Source organism: Nocardia sp. NPDC049707 (genome assembly GCF_040674855.1).
GTDB lineage: Bacteria > Actinomycetota > Actinomycetes > Mycobacteriales > Mycobacteriaceae > Nocardia.
Window position 1 is genome coordinate 81490 of the sequence record NZ_JBFANN010000025.1, and the last position, 14722, is coordinate 96211.

Below are 14722 nucleotides of genomic sequence, written 5' to 3' on the forward strand. Positions count from 1 at the left end.
GAATCCCAGATCCCATCCAGAGGGCTCTGCCCAGACCCGAGTTGGACAGGGCGTGCCAGGACGGGCTGGCCCAGGTGCCATTGGGGTGCTGTTTCTCGCGGGTGGGCGCCGGTTTGCCGTGGTAGTGGGCAACTCCACGCTGCCCGGAGGGCTTTGCCTCGGACAACCGTCGGGCGGGCTTCGCTCCGAACAGCAGATCGGGGTGCCATTGCGCCGGTGTGATGCTGATCGCTTGTCGCTAGGGACGGTCTGTCGTGGCGGTGGCGGAGCCTCGGCTCCGGTCCGGAGGGCTTCGCGCTGGTCGGGCTCGGAGCTTCGCCTCGGAGCATCAGCTCAGGGGTGATTTTGCGTGGATGTGGCGATGGTGCCGCGCTGCTGGGCGCTTTGTGGTGGCGGCGTGCCAGGTTGCCGTCGAGCACATGACTCGAGTTGTTCGGATCCGCCGGAGATCGACAGTGTCGAGAGTTTTGGCGATACGCAAAAGGCCCCCCGGCGGTTTCGCTGGAGGGCCTTTGCAGCCGGTAGGGCTGCCTATCCGCTCTTGCGGCGGAACTCTCGCTTGTGGCTGGCGTTGCCGTGGGCGGCAGTTGCCTTGGAGCGGCCGTCGAGGTGGTCGTTCGACTTGGCGTGATGCTGGTTTTTGCGTTCCAAGGCTTCCTTGAACTTGCGTTTGACCTCTTCGGTGCTCGGTGCCGCCTTGCCGTTGGAACTTTCCGCCATGTCTGCTCCTCGTCGTCGCGGCCGTGCGTCGCGCCAAAGGCGTCGCACGGCCGATTCGGGTCGAACAGGGTTGACGCTACTGGGCCGGGTGCGGCGTGTCAGCCGGATTTTGCCCGCGTGGCGCGATCAGTCGAGGGCTTGGGCGGTGGTGCCGCCAAGCGGGAGCTGGGGGAGGCCGAGTTTGCGGTGGTCCCAGCTGCGCAGACGATTCGGGACCACACGGACCGCTACCCGCTTGGTGAGCATCTGCTCGACGAGCGGGCGGACTTCTTCGCTGTAGGGGCCGGTGTAGCGCTCCCAGACGCTCACACCGACGGCGAAGAGCTTGTCCGGATCATCGATGATCTCGGCATGGCCCTCGATGGAGACGCCGCGCAGCTGGTCGTAGGTATGGCCTGCTTCGACCATGCAGGTGATGCGGGGATCGCGGCGTAGATTCACCGCCTTTTGCGATTTGGCCTTGGTCTCGAACCACAGCTCGGGGAGCGTGCGGACCGAGCCGTCGGGCGCACGCTCGCCGTCGATGAGTGCGTACCACATCGCGGTCAGGTGCGGTGCACCGTTCGGACCGATGGTGGCCAGCGTCGCGATGCGGCTGCGCTCCAGGAATTCGGAAATCTCGGCGTCGGACATGACGATCTGGGCCCGTTTGTTTACTCCCATGCGCACCAACTCTAGATGCTCGAAACTAGAACATGTTACAGCCTCTTGTGTAGTGCGTCCGCGGCGGCGACCAGGTCGGCCGCCCAGCGGGCGCCGGGTCTGCGGCCCATGCGATCAATCGGTCCGGATACCGAGACCGCCGCGATGACGTGGCCGGCGGCGTTGCGCACCGGTGCCGAGACGCTGGCCACGCCGCTGGCCCGCTCGGCGGCGCTCTGGGCCCAGCCGCGCTTGCGGACCTCGGCCAGCGCTCGCTCGCCGAACACCGCATCGGCCAGGATGGTGCCCTGCAGTTCCGGATCCGCCCAGGCGACCAGTACCTTGGCCGCCGAACCCGCGGTGAGCGGCAGGCGCGCCCCGATCGGTACGGTGTCGCGCAGGCCGACGGGCGGTTCCAGGGCGGCGATGCAGACCCGCGCATTGCCGTCTCGGCAGTAGATCTGGACGCTCTCGCCGGTGATCTCGCGTAGACGCGGGAGAATGGCCGCGGCGGCCTCATGTAGTGGATCGGTGGCCCCGGTGGCGAGTTCGGCGAGGGCCGGGCCGGGCCGCCACAGACCATTGTTGTCGCGGGCGAGCAGCCGGTGCACCTCGAGCCCGACGGCCAAGCGGTGGGCGGTGGCCCGGGGTAGGCCGGTGCGGGTGCATAGTTCGTTGAGACCGCATGGATGCTCCGCGACGGCATACAGCACTGACACCGCTTTGTCGAGGACGCCAATACCGCTATGCTGTCTCATATAACGATATTAGCGTCTCGGATACTGAGAAAGCCACTTCAAGGTCTGCTCGCTCCGGACGCGTCGGAAACAGTCCAAAATTTGTGTAGCCGTGCGCGCGCCTCAGCCTGGATCGCGTGCATCGGTTGCTCGTCGGAAAGGTGATCGAGAATGGCCGAGCGCCGCACACTGGCCGAGAAGGTGTGGGAGCAGCATGTCGTCGCCCGGGGGGAGGGCGAGGGGGCTTCGCGCGAGCCCGATCTGATCTATATCGATCTGCACCTCGTGCATGAGGTGACCAGCCCACAGGCCTTCGACGGGCTCCGCGCCGCAGGCCGTCCGGTGCGCCGTCCCGATCTCACCATCGCGACCGAGGACCACAACGTCCCGACGATCGATATCGATAAACCGATCGCCGATCCGATTTCGCGCACCCAGGTGGAGACGCTGCGCCGCAATTGCATGGAATTCGGTGTGCGCCTGCATCCGATGGGGGATCTGGATCAGGGCATCGTGCACGTCGTCGGGCCGCAATTGGGTTTGACCCAGCCGGGGATGACGGTGGTGTGCGGCGATAGCCACACCTCGACGCACGGCGCGTTCGGCGCGCTGGCGATGGGCATCGGCACCAGCGAGGTCGAGCACGTCCTTGCCACGCAGACACTCTCGCTGCGCCCGTTCAAGACCATGGCGATCACCGTCGACGGCCAATTGCCCCCCGGTGTTACGAGCAAGGACCTTATTCTGGCCGTCATCGCTCAGATCGGTACCGGCGGTGGTCAGGGCTATGTGCTCGAGTATCGCGGCGAGGCCATTCGCGCCATGTCCATGGAGGCCCGAATGACCATCTGCAACATGTCGATCGAAGCGGGCGCGCGGGCCGGCATGATCGCTCCTGACGAAACGACCTATGAATTCCTCAAAGGCCGCCCGCACGCGCCGCAGGGAGCCGACTGGGATGCCGCAGTGGCCGCCTGGGAGGCGCTGAAGACCGATGAGGGCGCGGTTTTCGACGCCGAGGTGCACATCGACGCCAGCTCGCTGACCCCGTTCGTCACCTGGGGTACCAATCCTGGACAGGGTGCGCCGCTGGGCGAGAAGGTGCCCGATCCAGCGCAGATTACCGACGAGACGGCGCGCGAGTCCGCGGAGAAAGCGTTGCGATACATGGATTTGGAGCCGGGTACTCCACTTCGTGATGTATCGGTCGACGCCGTATTCGTCGGATCGTGCACCAACGGACGCATCGAGGATTTGCGTGCCGTGGCCGGGATTTTGAAGGGACGCCGCGTCGCCGACGGGGTGCGAATGCTGGTTGTACCGGGATCTATGCGGGTACGCGCCCAGGCGGAAAAAGAAGGACTCGGTGAGATTTTCACCGAGGCGGGTGCCGAATGGCGTCAGGCGGGCTGCTCGATGTGCTTGGGAATGAATCCCGATCAGCTCGCGCCGGGTCAGCGCTGCGCCTCCACTTCGAACCGCAACTTCGAGGGCCGGCAGGGCAAAGGTGCCCGTACGCACCTGGTTTCCCCGCTGGTAGCGGCAGCTACGGCGGTCCGCGGCACCCTGTCCTCGCCCGCAGACCTGGACTGATCGACCTGCGGACGCCGTTGTGTCCGCGCCGAATCGCTCTTTCCGGCCGTCAGCGCCTGCCTGTAGGTCGCTCGAAACGGCAGCCGTAGCGGCTGCTTGTAGGTCGCTCGAAACGGCAGCCGTAGCGACTGCTTGTAGGTCGCTCGAAACGACCCGCTCAAATCGTCTAATGACCCAGGAGAATCAGCAAATGGAAGCCTTCACCGTGCACAAGGGGATCGGAGTGCCGCTGCGCCGATCCAATGTCGACACCGATCAGATCATTCCGGCCGTGTACCTGAAGCGGGTGACGCGAACGGGATTCGAGGACGGACTGTTCGCAGCATGGCGATCGGATCCGGAGTTCATTCTCAACACCGAACCCTATAACCGGGGCAGTGTGTTGGTGGCCGGTCCGGACTTCGGCACCGGATCCTCACGCGAACACGCCGTATGGGCGCTGTCGGACTACGGCTTTCGTGTTGTCATCTCGTCGCGCTTCGCCGACATCTTCCGCGGCAATGCGGGCAAGGGTGGAGTGTTGGCCGCACAGATGTCACAGAACGATGTCGAAATGCTCTGGAAGTTGCTCGAGGAACAGCCCGGTCTCGAATTGGTAGTGGACCTCGAGGCACGCACCGTGACGGCTGGAACCGTCGTGTTGCCGTTCGATATTGATGACTACACACGGTGGCGTCTGCTCGAAGGATTGGACGACATCGGGCTGACACTGCGGCGCAGTGACGTCATCGGCGAGTTCGAAAAGGCAAGGCCAAGTTGGAAACCCACAACCCTCCCGGCACATATTTCGCAGGCGTAATCACCCGGTAGCGATAGCTGAGTTCGCCTTGGGGAGGTAGCTGGACGTGTGCTAAACCACATGAATTTTGGCGTGGCACATAGACTCTTGCTCAATGTGGGTTTACCGTGGTACCTAGTCGGTCCGACGACGGGCCATTAGTCTGCGGAGGATTCAATGAACAAGGCGGAACTGATCGACGTTCTGACCGAAAAGTTGGGTACGGACAGGCGCACGGCCACCGCGGCAGTCGAGCATGTGGTCGACACCATCGTGCGCGCGGTGCACAAGGGTCAGAGCGTCACAATCACCGGATTCGGTGTGTTCGAACAGCGTAAGCGTGCGGCTCGCGTCGCGCGGAACCCGCGTACCGGCGAAACCGTGAAGGTGAAGCCCACTTCGGTGCCAGCGTTCCGTCCGGGCGCGCAGTTCAAGGCGGTTATCGCGGGTAAGCAGAAGCTGACCGCGACCGGCCCCGCCGTCAAACGCGGCGCGAATGTAGCGGTGGCGGCGAAGAAGGCCGCCAAGAAGACGGCGGCGAAGAAGACCGCCGCCAAGAAGGCGACCGCCACCAAGGCGCCCGCGAAGAAGGCGGCGGCCAAGAAGGCCCCGGCAAAGACGACCGCGCGCAAGGCAACTGCCGCCAAGACGGCCGCGAAGAAGGCGCCCGCCAAGAAGACCGTCGCCAAGAAGGCTCCGGTCAAGGCGACGGCGGCCAAGAAGGCCACCGCCAAGAAGACGGTCGCCAAGAAGGCGCCCGCCAAGAAGACTGCGGCCAAGAAGGCTCCGGCCCGCCGCGCGCGCTGACACTGGCAGATGCAGTGCCGTCAGGTGATTCGGCTCCGCTAGGCGGAATCACCGGCATACCGGCTCGAAACGGCCCCGGGGCTCGCCCCGGGGCCCTTTCGGCTGTCCATGTCTGGATTCGGTGTCGAGAAGCAACCGTATGACGGTTGTGGTCCCTCTGGGACGTCAGGACTTGACGATGGCGTCCGACAGTGACCGGTCGAGGTGGTCGGCGGCGACCAATCGCCCCGAGGCGAATGACAGCACCCACACACTGCCCTTGCGGTTGCGCGCGGGCGGCAGCGTAACGCCGTCGCGATCGGCCCACCACCGCAGCAGATCGGGAATTACCTTGCCCTGACTGCACAGAACGCGCACCGCACGATCCGAGACCAGTGCTGCCGCGCATTGTCGAGCCTTGTCCGGCGCTGTGGCATAAGCGGTTTCGGAGAACGACGGTTCGATCTCGATGGTCGTGCCGAGTTTCTCCGCCAGCGGTTCCATCGTCTGGACGCAGCGCACCGGATCAGCCGAATAGATCTCGGATGCACCGAATGCCAGCAGATTCGGGACCAGCGCGGCGGCTTGGGCCCGCCCGGCTCGCTCCAGCGGGCGTTGCTCATCCGGACCGTCGAATCGGTCCCGGCTGCCCGCCTTCGCATGCCGCACCAGCAGCAGCGTGTCGGTGGCCGCGGGCAGGCGGGTGAAGGCGCGAACCACCTGCCGGTCCATCGGATACGACAATTGGTCCATCACCCGGTCCAAGGTGTACCAGGACAGCACATCGACCTCGGAATTGGCGCTGAATTCACCGCCGCAGACCTGGGCGGCCCAATAGTCGACCCGCTTGAGTTTCCGGTGACCCGGAATCGGATATGTGACGTGCCCGAGATACCGGCCGAGCCGGCAGTCGAGGCCGGTTTCCTCGCCGACCTCGCGCACGGCGGCGAGCACCGGCGTCTCGCCCGGATCGAGTTTGCCTTTCGGCAGCGACCAATCCTGATACTTGGGGCGATGCACCACGGCGATCTCGATGGCGTCGGATCCAGTGGCCGCCTTGCGCCACAGCACCGCACCCGCGGCGTGAATGTTGGCTGTTACCCGGGGATCCAAGAACGGCCCCCCGTCCTTCTCGTATCCCGTCGAACCACTCACGACTGCGCCTCGCTGGCGCTCGGCTCCGTCGTGCGCGGTTGCACGCTGTGTTGATGGTTCACTCGCTGACGCTCGCTCACGACTGCGCCTCGCTGGCGCTCGACTCCGTCGCACGCGGTTGCACGCTGTGTTGATGGTTCACTCGCTGACGCTCGCTCACGACTGCGCCTCGCTGGCGCTCGACTCCGTCGTGCGCGGTTGCACGCTGTGTTGATGGTTCACTCGCTGCCGCTTACTCACGGCTGATCCGGTCTCCGTACTCGCATCATGAATTCCTGGTGGTCACGCACCTCGACGCCGTTGCGATCGGCGCCGTCGGGCGAGGCATGCCAGCTGCCGTCGGCTTGGAGTATCCAGCAGCGGGTCGTCGGATACAGCGCCGAATCGAACACCGAGCCCAACTGCTCGCACAGCTTCGGATCCTTCACCTGCGCCATGACTTCCACGCGCCGGTCCAGATTCCGGTGCATCATGTCGGCGCTGCCGATCCAGTATTCGTTCTGGGCCTGGAAGTGCAGGATCCGCGAATGCTCGAGGAAACGACCGAGAATCGAGCGCACTTCGATGTTCTCGCTCATCCCCTCGACACCGGGTCGCAGACCACAGATGCCGCGCACCACGATCTGCACCGGTATACCGGCCTGAGAAGCTCGGTAGAGCGCGTCGATGACTTGCTCGTCGACAATTGCATTGGCCTTCATCCGGATTCGTGCCGGGACACCCTCCTTGGCCAGCTCGATCTCGCGCTGGATTCGCTCGATGATGCCAGCGCGCACACCTTGCGGTGCGACAAGCAGGTTGCGGTAGTTGGCCTTTCGCGAGTAACCGGTCAGCGAATTGAAAAGATCGGTCAGGTCGGCGCCGATTTCCGGTGCGGCGGTGAGCAATCCGACATCTTCGTAGAGGCGCGCCGTCTTCGGATTGTAGTTGCCGGTGCCGATATGGCAGTAGCGGCGGATGGTCGAACCCTCGCGGCGCACCACCAGACAGGTCTTGCAGTGCGTCTTGAGGCCGATGAGGCCGTACACCACATGTACGCCCGCCTGTTCCAGCGCGCGGGCCCATTTGATATTGGCCTGTTCGTCGAAGCGGGCCTTGATCTCGACCAGTGCGACGACCTGTTTCCCCGCCTCGGCCGCGTCGATCAGCGCGTTCACGATCGGGGAGTCACCGGAGGTGCGGTACAGGGTCTGCTTGATCGCGAGCACCTGTGGGTCGGCGGCGGCCTGTTCGATGAACCGCTGGACGCTGGTGGAGAACGAGTCGTAGGGGTGGTGCACCAGCACATCGCTCTCGCGCAGCGCCTGGAAGACGTTGCGCGGGGTCTCGCGCTCGCCGAATGCCGGCGGCGTTGCGGGCACGTACGGTGCGTCCTTGAGATTGGGCCGGTCCACGCTGTACACCTGCCACAGGCAGGACAGGTCCAGCAGACCGGGCACCTGGATCACATCGCCGGGATCGACCTCGAGTTCACGCAGCAGCAGATCGAGCATGTGCTCGGTCATATCGTCGGAGACCTCTAATCGGACCGGCGACCCGAAGCGGCGCCGGGCGAGTTCGCGCTCGAGCGCCTGTAGCAGATCCTCGTCGCGATCCTCGTCGACCTCGAAATCGGCATTGCGGGTGATCCGGAAGGAATGGTGTTCGACCACCTTCATACCCGGGAACAGCATATCGAGGTGCGCGGCGATCAGTTCCTCCATCGGCAGGAACGCCGCGACGGGGGAGCCGGAATCGGTACGCCGCACCCGAATGAAGCGATCGACGTTGTCGGGCACCTTGACCCTGGCGAAATGCTCACCACCGGTGGAGGCATCCTTCACCGTCACCGCGAGGTTGAGACTCAGCCCGCTGATGTAGGGGAATGGATGTGCCGGATCCACCGCGAGTGGGGTGAGTACCGGAAAAACCTGGTCTTGGAAATAGCCCGAGAGGCGTTGGCGCTCATCGCCGTCCAGATCGGCCCAGTCGATGACAGCGATGCCCTCGGCGGTCAGCGAGGGCAGTACCGAGTCCAGGAACACGCGGGCGTGCCGATCGGCGATCTCCTGGGCGCGCGCCGCGATCAACTCCAATTGTTCAGTGGGCGAGCGGCCGTCGGCCGAACGCACCGAAAGTCCGGTCTCCGCACGGCGTTTGAGACCGGCGACGCGGACCATATAGAACTCGTCCAGATTGGAGGCGAAGATCGCGAGGAATTTCGCGCGCTCCAACAATGGCAGCGATGCGTCCTCGGCAAGCGCGAGTACTCGGGTGTTGAAGTCCAGCCAACTGAGTTCTCGGTTAAGGTAGCGATCACGTGGCAACCGTTGCGCGCCGGCATCCTCGGCAGGCGGGGTCGCGGCGGGCAGTGCAGTCGGCAACACCTGCTGTTTGACGGTTTCGATCTCACTCATGCCCGCGCCTCGCTGGGACGCGGCCCCGACACGCGCGAGGCACGCTGGTTCCGAAATCGCTTGCTTCGCTCACTCACGCCAACGATCATCCCCTACGAACCGGGCCGTGCACAGTCCGACGTCATCATTGCCACCCTTATCACCGTGTATGTGGCGACCGGCTAGCACACCCGGCGTACCCGCTCATGAACGTGAATCGGCCAACCGATGTCGTGCAGGACAGCTCCTGTCGAATCCCCGGTGCCGAGTTCGATAGCGCGGTCCAAATCGTCGGCGGTGTCGACGTCGAGCCGCAATCCGGGCCAATCACCGTGCAAGTCGACCGCGCCCGCGGCGATATGTCGACGCGCCGAGCCGGGACCGAAACGTGGATCCAGCGCGACGACGGTATCGCGAACCAACAGCGCGGCCGTGCCGGTGCCCGCATGGTCGACGACGACCGAACGAACGCCGAGCGGTGCGGAGGACAGCATGTCGGAGAGTTCGTCCGCGCGTAAGGCGGGCAGGTCCGCCTGCAGGGCCAGCAGTTCGACCGCGCCGTGCCGGTGTCGCAGTGCGGTCGCCGCGTCGGTGAGCGCGGTGTTCAGGCTGTCCGGATCGGCCGCGTCGATCACCTCGCGGCGGGGTTCGGGATGCACTATCGCGCCGAGCGTGCGCGCCAACTCGGCGACGACCGGATCCGGGGTCACCACGGTGACCGACGCGATCCGCGGCACCGCGACGGCGGCGGACACGGTGTCGGCGAGCATGGCGAGCACCAGCCGGGCCCGGTGTTCCGGGGGCAGCCGATCGGACAGGCGGCTCTTGGCCTGATCGAGGCTCTTCACCGCGATCACGGTGTGCAACGCATGCGGACGCATGGCCCTGATCCTTCCATGAGTGGTTCCGTGGCATATTGGGCAGATGACGAGGGCGGCAGTGCTGGGCGCAGGTTCATGGGGGACCGCGTTCGCGAAGGTGTTGGCGGACGCGGGAACCGACGTCACGATCTGGGCACGGCGGCCCGAGGTGGCCAAGGCGCTGGCCACCGAACATCGCAATCCGTTCTATCTGCCCGATGTGCAATTACCCAGCATGGCGGCCACCCACGATCACGCCGAAGCGCTCGACGGTGCGGACATCGTCGTGCTCGCGGTTCCATCGCAATCGTTGCGTGCGAATCTCGAGACGTGGCGGGACTCGATCGGACCGGATGCCGCGCTGCTGAGTCTGGCCAAGGGCATCGAGACCGGCACGCTGCTGCGGATGAGCCAGGTCATCGGTGCGGTCACCGGTGCCGACGAGAGTCGCATCGCGGTGCTGTCCGGCCCGAATCTGGCCAAGGAAATCGCGGCCGAGCAGCCCGCGGCAACCGTGATCGCGTGCACCGATGCTGCGCGGGCGGTCGCACTGCAGCAGGCCTGCGCCAACGGCTACTTTCGGCCTTACACCAATACCGATGTGATCGGCTGCGAGATCGGTGGCGCGTGCAAGAACGTCATCGCGCTCGCCTGCGGTATCGCCTCCGGAATGGGTTTGGGCGACAACTCGATCGCCAGCCTGATCACCCGCGGGCTGGCCGAGATCATCCGGCTCGGGGTCGCACTCGGCGCGGAGCCGGTCACACTTGCGGGGCTGGCCGGGGTCGGCGATCTGGTTGCCACCTGTACCTCGCCGCTGTCGCGCAACCGGTCGTTCGGGCATGTGCTCGGGGCTGGCGGGTCCATGGAGGCGGCCCAGGCGGCCACCCATGGTCAGGTCGCCGAGGGGGTGAAATCGTGCACATCGGTTCGGGCCTTGGCGGCGGCGCACAATGTCGAAATGCCGCTGACCACATCGGTGCACCAGGTATGTCACGAGGGCCTTTCGGTGCGCGAGGCGGTCGGCAATCTGCTGGGTCGGCGGATCAAACCGGAATAGGACGAACGTTATAACCGCACGGGCGCTAGGTTGGTTCGACACCGGAAACGGGTACGGTTCCGTGCATGAGGAACCGGATCAGGGTTGCTGTGGTGTTCGGCGGGCGCAGTAACGAGCACGCCGTCTCGTGTGTGTCGGCCGGCAGTGTGCTGCGCAACCTCGATCCGGAAAAGTACGAGGCCGTGCCTATCGGCATCACCCGCGACGGCGCCTGGGTGCTCGGCGGTGCCGAGGTGGCGGAGCTCGGGTTCAAGGACAATGCACTGCCCGCCGTGGACAGCAGCGGCACCGCGCTCACGCTGGCCGCGGACCCGAGCCGGTCCGGTTCGTTGGTCGCGCTCGATGATCCGAGTGCCGCATTGGGGTCGGTGGATGTGGTGTTCCCGATCCTGCACGGCCCGTTCGGTGAGGACGGCACGTTGCAGGGCATGCTCGAATTGGCCGGGGTGCCGTACGTCGGGCCGGGCGTACTGGCCAGTGCGGCGGGCATGGATAAGGAATTCACCAAGAAGCTGCTCGCTGCGGAGGGGCTGCCGATCGAACGTCAGGTGGTGCTGCGGCGCGGGACCGACACCCTGGGCGCGGACGATCGGGCGCTGCTCGGTTTACCGGTGTTCGTCAAACCGGCACGCGGTGGTTCCTCGATCGGCATCACCAAGGTTACCGATTGGCGTGAGTTGGACGCGGCGATCGCGACGGCACGCAAACACGATCCGAAGGTGATCGTGGAGGCGGGCATTGTCGGACGCGAAGTCGAATGTGGCGTACTGGAATTCCCGGATGGCCGGGTGGCGGCCAGCGTGGTCGCCGAGATCCGGATGCCGGAGGCCGATGCGGCAGCACCGGAGTTCTATGACTTCGACACCAAGTACCTCGACGATGTGTGTGAATTCGATGTTCCGGCGAAGCTGGACGACGAGGTGTCCGACAGCATCAGGGAACTCGCGGTGCGGGCGTTCAAAGCGCTCGACTGCCAAGGGCTGGCGCGGGTGGACTTTTTCGTCACGGCGCGGGGGCCGGTGATCAATGAGATCAATACGATGCCCGGCTTCACATCGATTTCCATGTACCCACGGATGTGGGAGGCGACCGGAATCGACTACCGGACACTGGTTTCCACACTGATCGAGACGGCGTTGGGGCGCGGGACCGGACTGCGCTAGCTGTTCCGTACCCTGCTTTCGGCGCGTGTCGGCCTGCCGTCGATCAATTCGGCAGCGGACCGGGATCGATCGGCTGGGCGGGCAGGTTCGCCGTGATCGTGTCCGAAACTCCTTGCAGCGGAGTCGGTCCGGAGCCGTCGGGAACGGTCAGCGCGATATAGGTCGCGCGGTCGACGGCGAACCAGGTGCTCGCTTTCGCGGCCGGATCACGGACCTCGAACCACTGCACGCTGTTGACGATCTGCAATGGCGAGGCACGGTTGAACTCCAACGGCCGCTCCAAACCGCACCGGAGCACGATGGCATCCCCGCCGTCTTTGCGCTGCCAGGCGCGGGTCGCCGGGGGAGCCGGTTCCACTAGCGTGGATTTGGAGTAGTCGCCGAGGTCGACCGGCAATGCGGGCAGCAGCGCGGTGCACGCCGGCCCGTCTGCGGCGGGGGCGGGAACCGGACCGAGGACCAGAGGTTCGCGTTCGGTCGGCGCGCGGCGGGCCAGGACGGCGGCGACCAGCACAGCGACGACCAGCACGACCGGGAGTGCGACCGCGGTCGCGATCAGCGCGGGCGGGTAACCGCTGGATTCGGTTGTGGGCTCGTCGGTGGGTTCGCCGCTGTTGGAGGACGCGGGCGCTGCGGCAGATTCAGCGCGGTCCGAGCTCACGGGCTCGGCGGCGGCGTCGGTTGAAACTGTTGCGGGCTCGGCATCAGGGGCGGCGGACGGGCTCACGGCGCCGCTGTGATCGACAAGGGGCGTGGCTGCTGCTGCCGCGCCGTCCGCAGCCGCATCGGCCGTCCCTTTCGACAGCTCGGCCTTCGACGACTCCGCCGCCGACGAATCGCGGTCCGACGACTGCGCCGCCATGCTCACCGATCCTTCCTGTTCGCACTGGTGGGCCGGGTCACTTGCGAGATGGATGCGCGCACCGGCCTGGTAGTACTCGCTTGCCCTGGAAAGGGTACTCTCGGTGCGATTTCAGCCAGCACGACGCCGGGGAAGGGACCAGGTCATCAGCGAAAGCACACGGCCGAAGACAGTGCGCGAGCTGGGGGAGTTCGCGCTGATCGAGCGGATGAACACGGGGCGGGTGCAGGCGCCCGGCGTGCTGCTCGGGCCCGGTGACGACGCCGCCCTGGTGGCCGCGCCGGACGGCCGGTTCGTGGTCACTACCGACATGCTGGTCCAGGATCGACATTTCCGACTCGACTGGTCCGGTCCGCGCGATATCGGGCGCAAGGCGATCGCGCAGAATGCCGCCGACGTGGTCGCGATGGGTGCGGCACCGACGGCGTTCGTGGTGGCGCTCGGCTGTCCGGCCGATACGCCGCTCGAACTGGTCGACGGGCTCACCGATGGGATGTGGGCCGAGGCGCGCCGCGCGGGTGGCTCCATCGCGGGCGGCGATGTGGTGCGCAGCCCGCAGCTGGTCATTTCGGTCACCGCATTCGGTGATCTGGACGGTCGCGCGCCGATCACCAGAGCCGGCGCGTGCGTTGGGGATACGGTCGCGGTGGTGGGTCGACTCGGCTGGTCCGCCGCCGGGTTGGCAGTGCTGACCGCCGGAGCCGATCCGGCGGATGAAATTTTCGCCGAAGTGCTTGCGGCCCACCGGGTCCCACAACCGCCCTATTCGGCCGTACTGGCCGTCATTGCCAATTCCGTTGCCGGAGCGGATAACTCGGGTGCTGTCGCGGCGGAGGGAGTGCTCGGCTCGGAGCATATCGGGGGCTCGGATCAGTCCGACGCGGCGGAGTTCGGATCGGAAGGCATTATCGGATCTGCCACTGAATGGCCCGCCATACCCACCGCGCTCACCGACGTCTCGGACGGATTGCTCGCGGATCTGGGCCATATCGCCGAGGCGTCCGGAGTCGCCATCGATATCCACTCGAAGACATTGCGTGATCCGGCGCTGGCGACAATCGCGCGGCGTCTGGATACCGATGCGGCGCAATGGATTCTGACCGGCGGCGAGGATCACGCCTTCGTCGGAACCTGGCCCGCGCACCGGGATCTGCCGCCCGGTTGGGTGCCGATCGGGCAGGTGCTGGCAGGTCACGGCGTCACCGTCGACGGTGTGCGGCACGCCGGCAGTGCGGGCTGGGAATCGTTCAGCGGGGTGGACTCGGTATCCGAGCCCGAGCCACGATAGGTTGTGCGGTCATGGGCGCGAAACCACTGACGGAAATCATGGATCCCGGTTGGGCGAAGGCTCTCGAACCGGTTGCGGCACAGATCTCGGCGATGGGCGAATTCCTGCGCGTGGAGAATGCGGCGGGCCGCGGCTATCTACCGGCCGGTGAGAATGTGCTGCGCGCCTTCCAGCGTCCGTTCGATGCGGTGCGCGTGCTCATCGTGGGCCAGGATCCGTATCCGACGCCGGGACATCCGATGGGCCTGAGTTTCTCTGTCGCCCCGGATGTTTCGCCAGTGCCACGCAGCCTCGCCAATATCTTCGCCGAATACAGCAAGGACCTCGGCTACCAGACACCATCCAATGGCGATCTGAGCCCATGGTCGGATCAGGGCGTGCTGCTGCTGAACCGAGTTCTGACGGTTTCGCCGGGACAGCCCGCCTCGCATCGCGGCAAAGGTTGGGAAGCGGTGACCGACCAGGCGATTCGCGCGCTGGTGGCCAGGGACGAGCCACTGGTCGCGATCCTGTGGGGCCGTGACGCGCAGACACTGAAACCGCAACTCGCCGCGGCCGAAGTGCCCTATATCGAATCCGTGCACCCGTCACCACTGTCGGCCTCGCGCGGCTTTTTTGGTTCGCGACCCTTCTCGCGAGTGAATGACCTACTCGACGAATTGGGGGCCGAACCTGTTGACTGGCGCCTGCCCTAGAACTCGGG

At 65.7% G+C, this 14722-nt stretch carries 14 protein-coding genes; 7 read left to right on the plus strand and 7 right to left on the minus strand.

Translation table 11 applies throughout. The annotated features are described in order from the left end of the window. Nucleotides 1-531: 531 nt before the first annotated feature. From AB0J29_RS22240 to AB0J29_RS22250, 3 genes are all read right to left on the minus strand, one after another. On the minus strand, nucleotides 532-720 hold the full coding sequence (locus AB0J29_RS22240; RefSeq protein ID WP_364789229.1) for a DUF5302 domain-containing protein: 189 nt from the start codon (nucleotides 718-720) through the stop codon (nucleotides 532-534). Between the two features lie 126 nt (nucleotides 721-846). After that, the gene (locus AB0J29_RS22245) at nucleotides 847-1383 is read right to left on the minus strand and encodes a PPOX class F420-dependent oxidoreductase (RefSeq protein ID WP_364789232.1); all 537 of its coding nucleotides are present in this window, start codon (nucleotides 1381-1383) and stop codon (nucleotides 847-849) included. Nucleotides 1384-1418: 35 nt separating this feature from the next. Further along, nucleotides 1419-2120 (minus strand): IclR family transcriptional regulator, encoded by a 702-nt coding sequence (locus AB0J29_RS22250; protein WP_364789235.1) that lies wholly within the window; start codon nucleotides 2118-2120, stop codon nucleotides 1419-1421. A 150-nt stretch (nucleotides 2121-2270) separates the two neighbouring features. On the opposite strand from AB0J29_RS22250, the gene leuC reads away from it, so the two are divergent. From leuC to AB0J29_RS22265, 3 genes are all read left to right on the plus strand, one after another. Further along, a complete protein-coding gene (leuC, locus tag AB0J29_RS22255; protein ID WP_364789238.1) occupies nucleotides 2271-3692 on the plus strand; it encodes a 3-isopropylmalate dehydratase large subunit in 1422 nt (473 codons plus the stop codon). A gap of 190 nt (nucleotides 3693-3882) precedes the next feature. After that, nucleotides 3883-4491 carry a 3-isopropylmalate dehydratase small subunit gene (leuD, locus tag AB0J29_RS22260; protein WP_364789302.1) on the plus strand — a complete coding sequence of 203 codons (609 nt, stop codon included), beginning with the start codon at nucleotides 3883-3885 and terminating at the stop codon, nucleotides 4489-4491. A gap of 156 nt (nucleotides 4492-4647) precedes the next feature. Then, the gene (locus AB0J29_RS22265; RefSeq protein WP_364789241.1) at nucleotides 4648-5277 is read left to right on the plus strand and encodes an HU family DNA-binding protein; all 630 of its coding nucleotides are present in this window, start codon (nucleotides 4648-4650) and stop codon (nucleotides 5275-5277) included. 165 nt (nucleotides 5278-5442) lie between these two features. On the opposite strand, the gene AB0J29_RS22270 is transcribed toward AB0J29_RS22265, so the two are convergent. The 3 genes from AB0J29_RS22270 to cofC all read right to left on the minus strand — a co-directional run bounded on the left by AB0J29_RS22270 (nucleotide 5443) and on the right by cofC (nucleotide 9667). Then, nucleotides 5443-6411, minus strand: a complete 969-nt coding sequence (locus AB0J29_RS22270; RefSeq protein WP_364789244.1) for a bifunctional NUDIX hydrolase/histidine phosphatase family protein — start codon at nucleotides 6409-6411, stop codon at nucleotides 5443-5445. Nucleotides 6412-6647: 236 nt separating this feature from the next. After that, entirely contained in the window at nucleotides 6648-8807 is a 2160-nt protein-coding gene (locus AB0J29_RS22275) for an RNA degradosome polyphosphate kinase (RefSeq protein WP_364789247.1), read from the minus strand. 161 nt (nucleotides 8808-8968) lie between these two features. Next, complete coding sequence (gene cofC / locus AB0J29_RS22280) at nucleotides 8969-9667, minus strand: 2-phospho-L-lactate guanylyltransferase (protein ID WP_364789250.1); 699 nt, start codon at nucleotides 9665-9667, stop codon at nucleotides 8969-8971. Nucleotides 9668-9710: 43 nt separating this feature from the next. On the opposite strand from cofC, the gene AB0J29_RS22285 reads away from it, so the two are divergent. Both AB0J29_RS22285 and AB0J29_RS22290 read left to right on the plus strand, forming a co-directional pair. After that, a complete protein-coding gene (locus AB0J29_RS22285; protein ID WP_364789253.1) occupies nucleotides 9711-10706 on the plus strand; it encodes an NAD(P)H-dependent glycerol-3-phosphate dehydrogenase in 996 nt (331 codons plus the stop codon). A 65-nt stretch (nucleotides 10707-10771) separates the two neighbouring features. Beyond that, on the plus strand, nucleotides 10772-11869 hold the full coding sequence (locus AB0J29_RS22290; RefSeq protein WP_364789256.1) for a D-alanine--D-alanine ligase family protein: 1098 nt from the start codon (nucleotides 10772-10774) through the stop codon (nucleotides 11867-11869). A gap of 43 nt (nucleotides 11870-11912) precedes the next feature. Here AB0J29_RS22290 and AB0J29_RS22295 read toward each other — a convergent pair whose 3' ends face one another. Next, a complete protein-coding gene (locus AB0J29_RS22295; RefSeq protein ID WP_364789259.1) occupies nucleotides 11913-12731 on the minus strand; it encodes a DUF3515 domain-containing protein in 819 nt (272 codons plus the stop codon). Nucleotides 12732-12903: 172 nt separating this feature from the next. On the opposite strand from AB0J29_RS22295, the gene thiL reads away from it, so the two are divergent. Together thiL and AB0J29_RS22305 are read left to right on the plus strand one after the other, a co-directional pair. Further along, nucleotides 12904-14019: a thiamine-phosphate kinase gene (thiL, locus tag AB0J29_RS22300; protein WP_364789262.1), complete on the plus strand. Its 1116-nt coding sequence runs from the start codon at nucleotides 12904-12906 to the stop codon at nucleotides 14017-14019. Nucleotides 14020-14030: 11 nt separating this feature from the next. After that, nucleotides 14031-14714 carry a uracil-DNA glycosylase gene (locus tag AB0J29_RS22305; RefSeq protein WP_364789265.1) on the plus strand — a complete coding sequence of 228 codons (684 nt, stop codon included), beginning with the start codon at nucleotides 14031-14033 and terminating at the stop codon, nucleotides 14712-14714. Nucleotides 14715-14722: the final 8 nt, after the last annotated feature.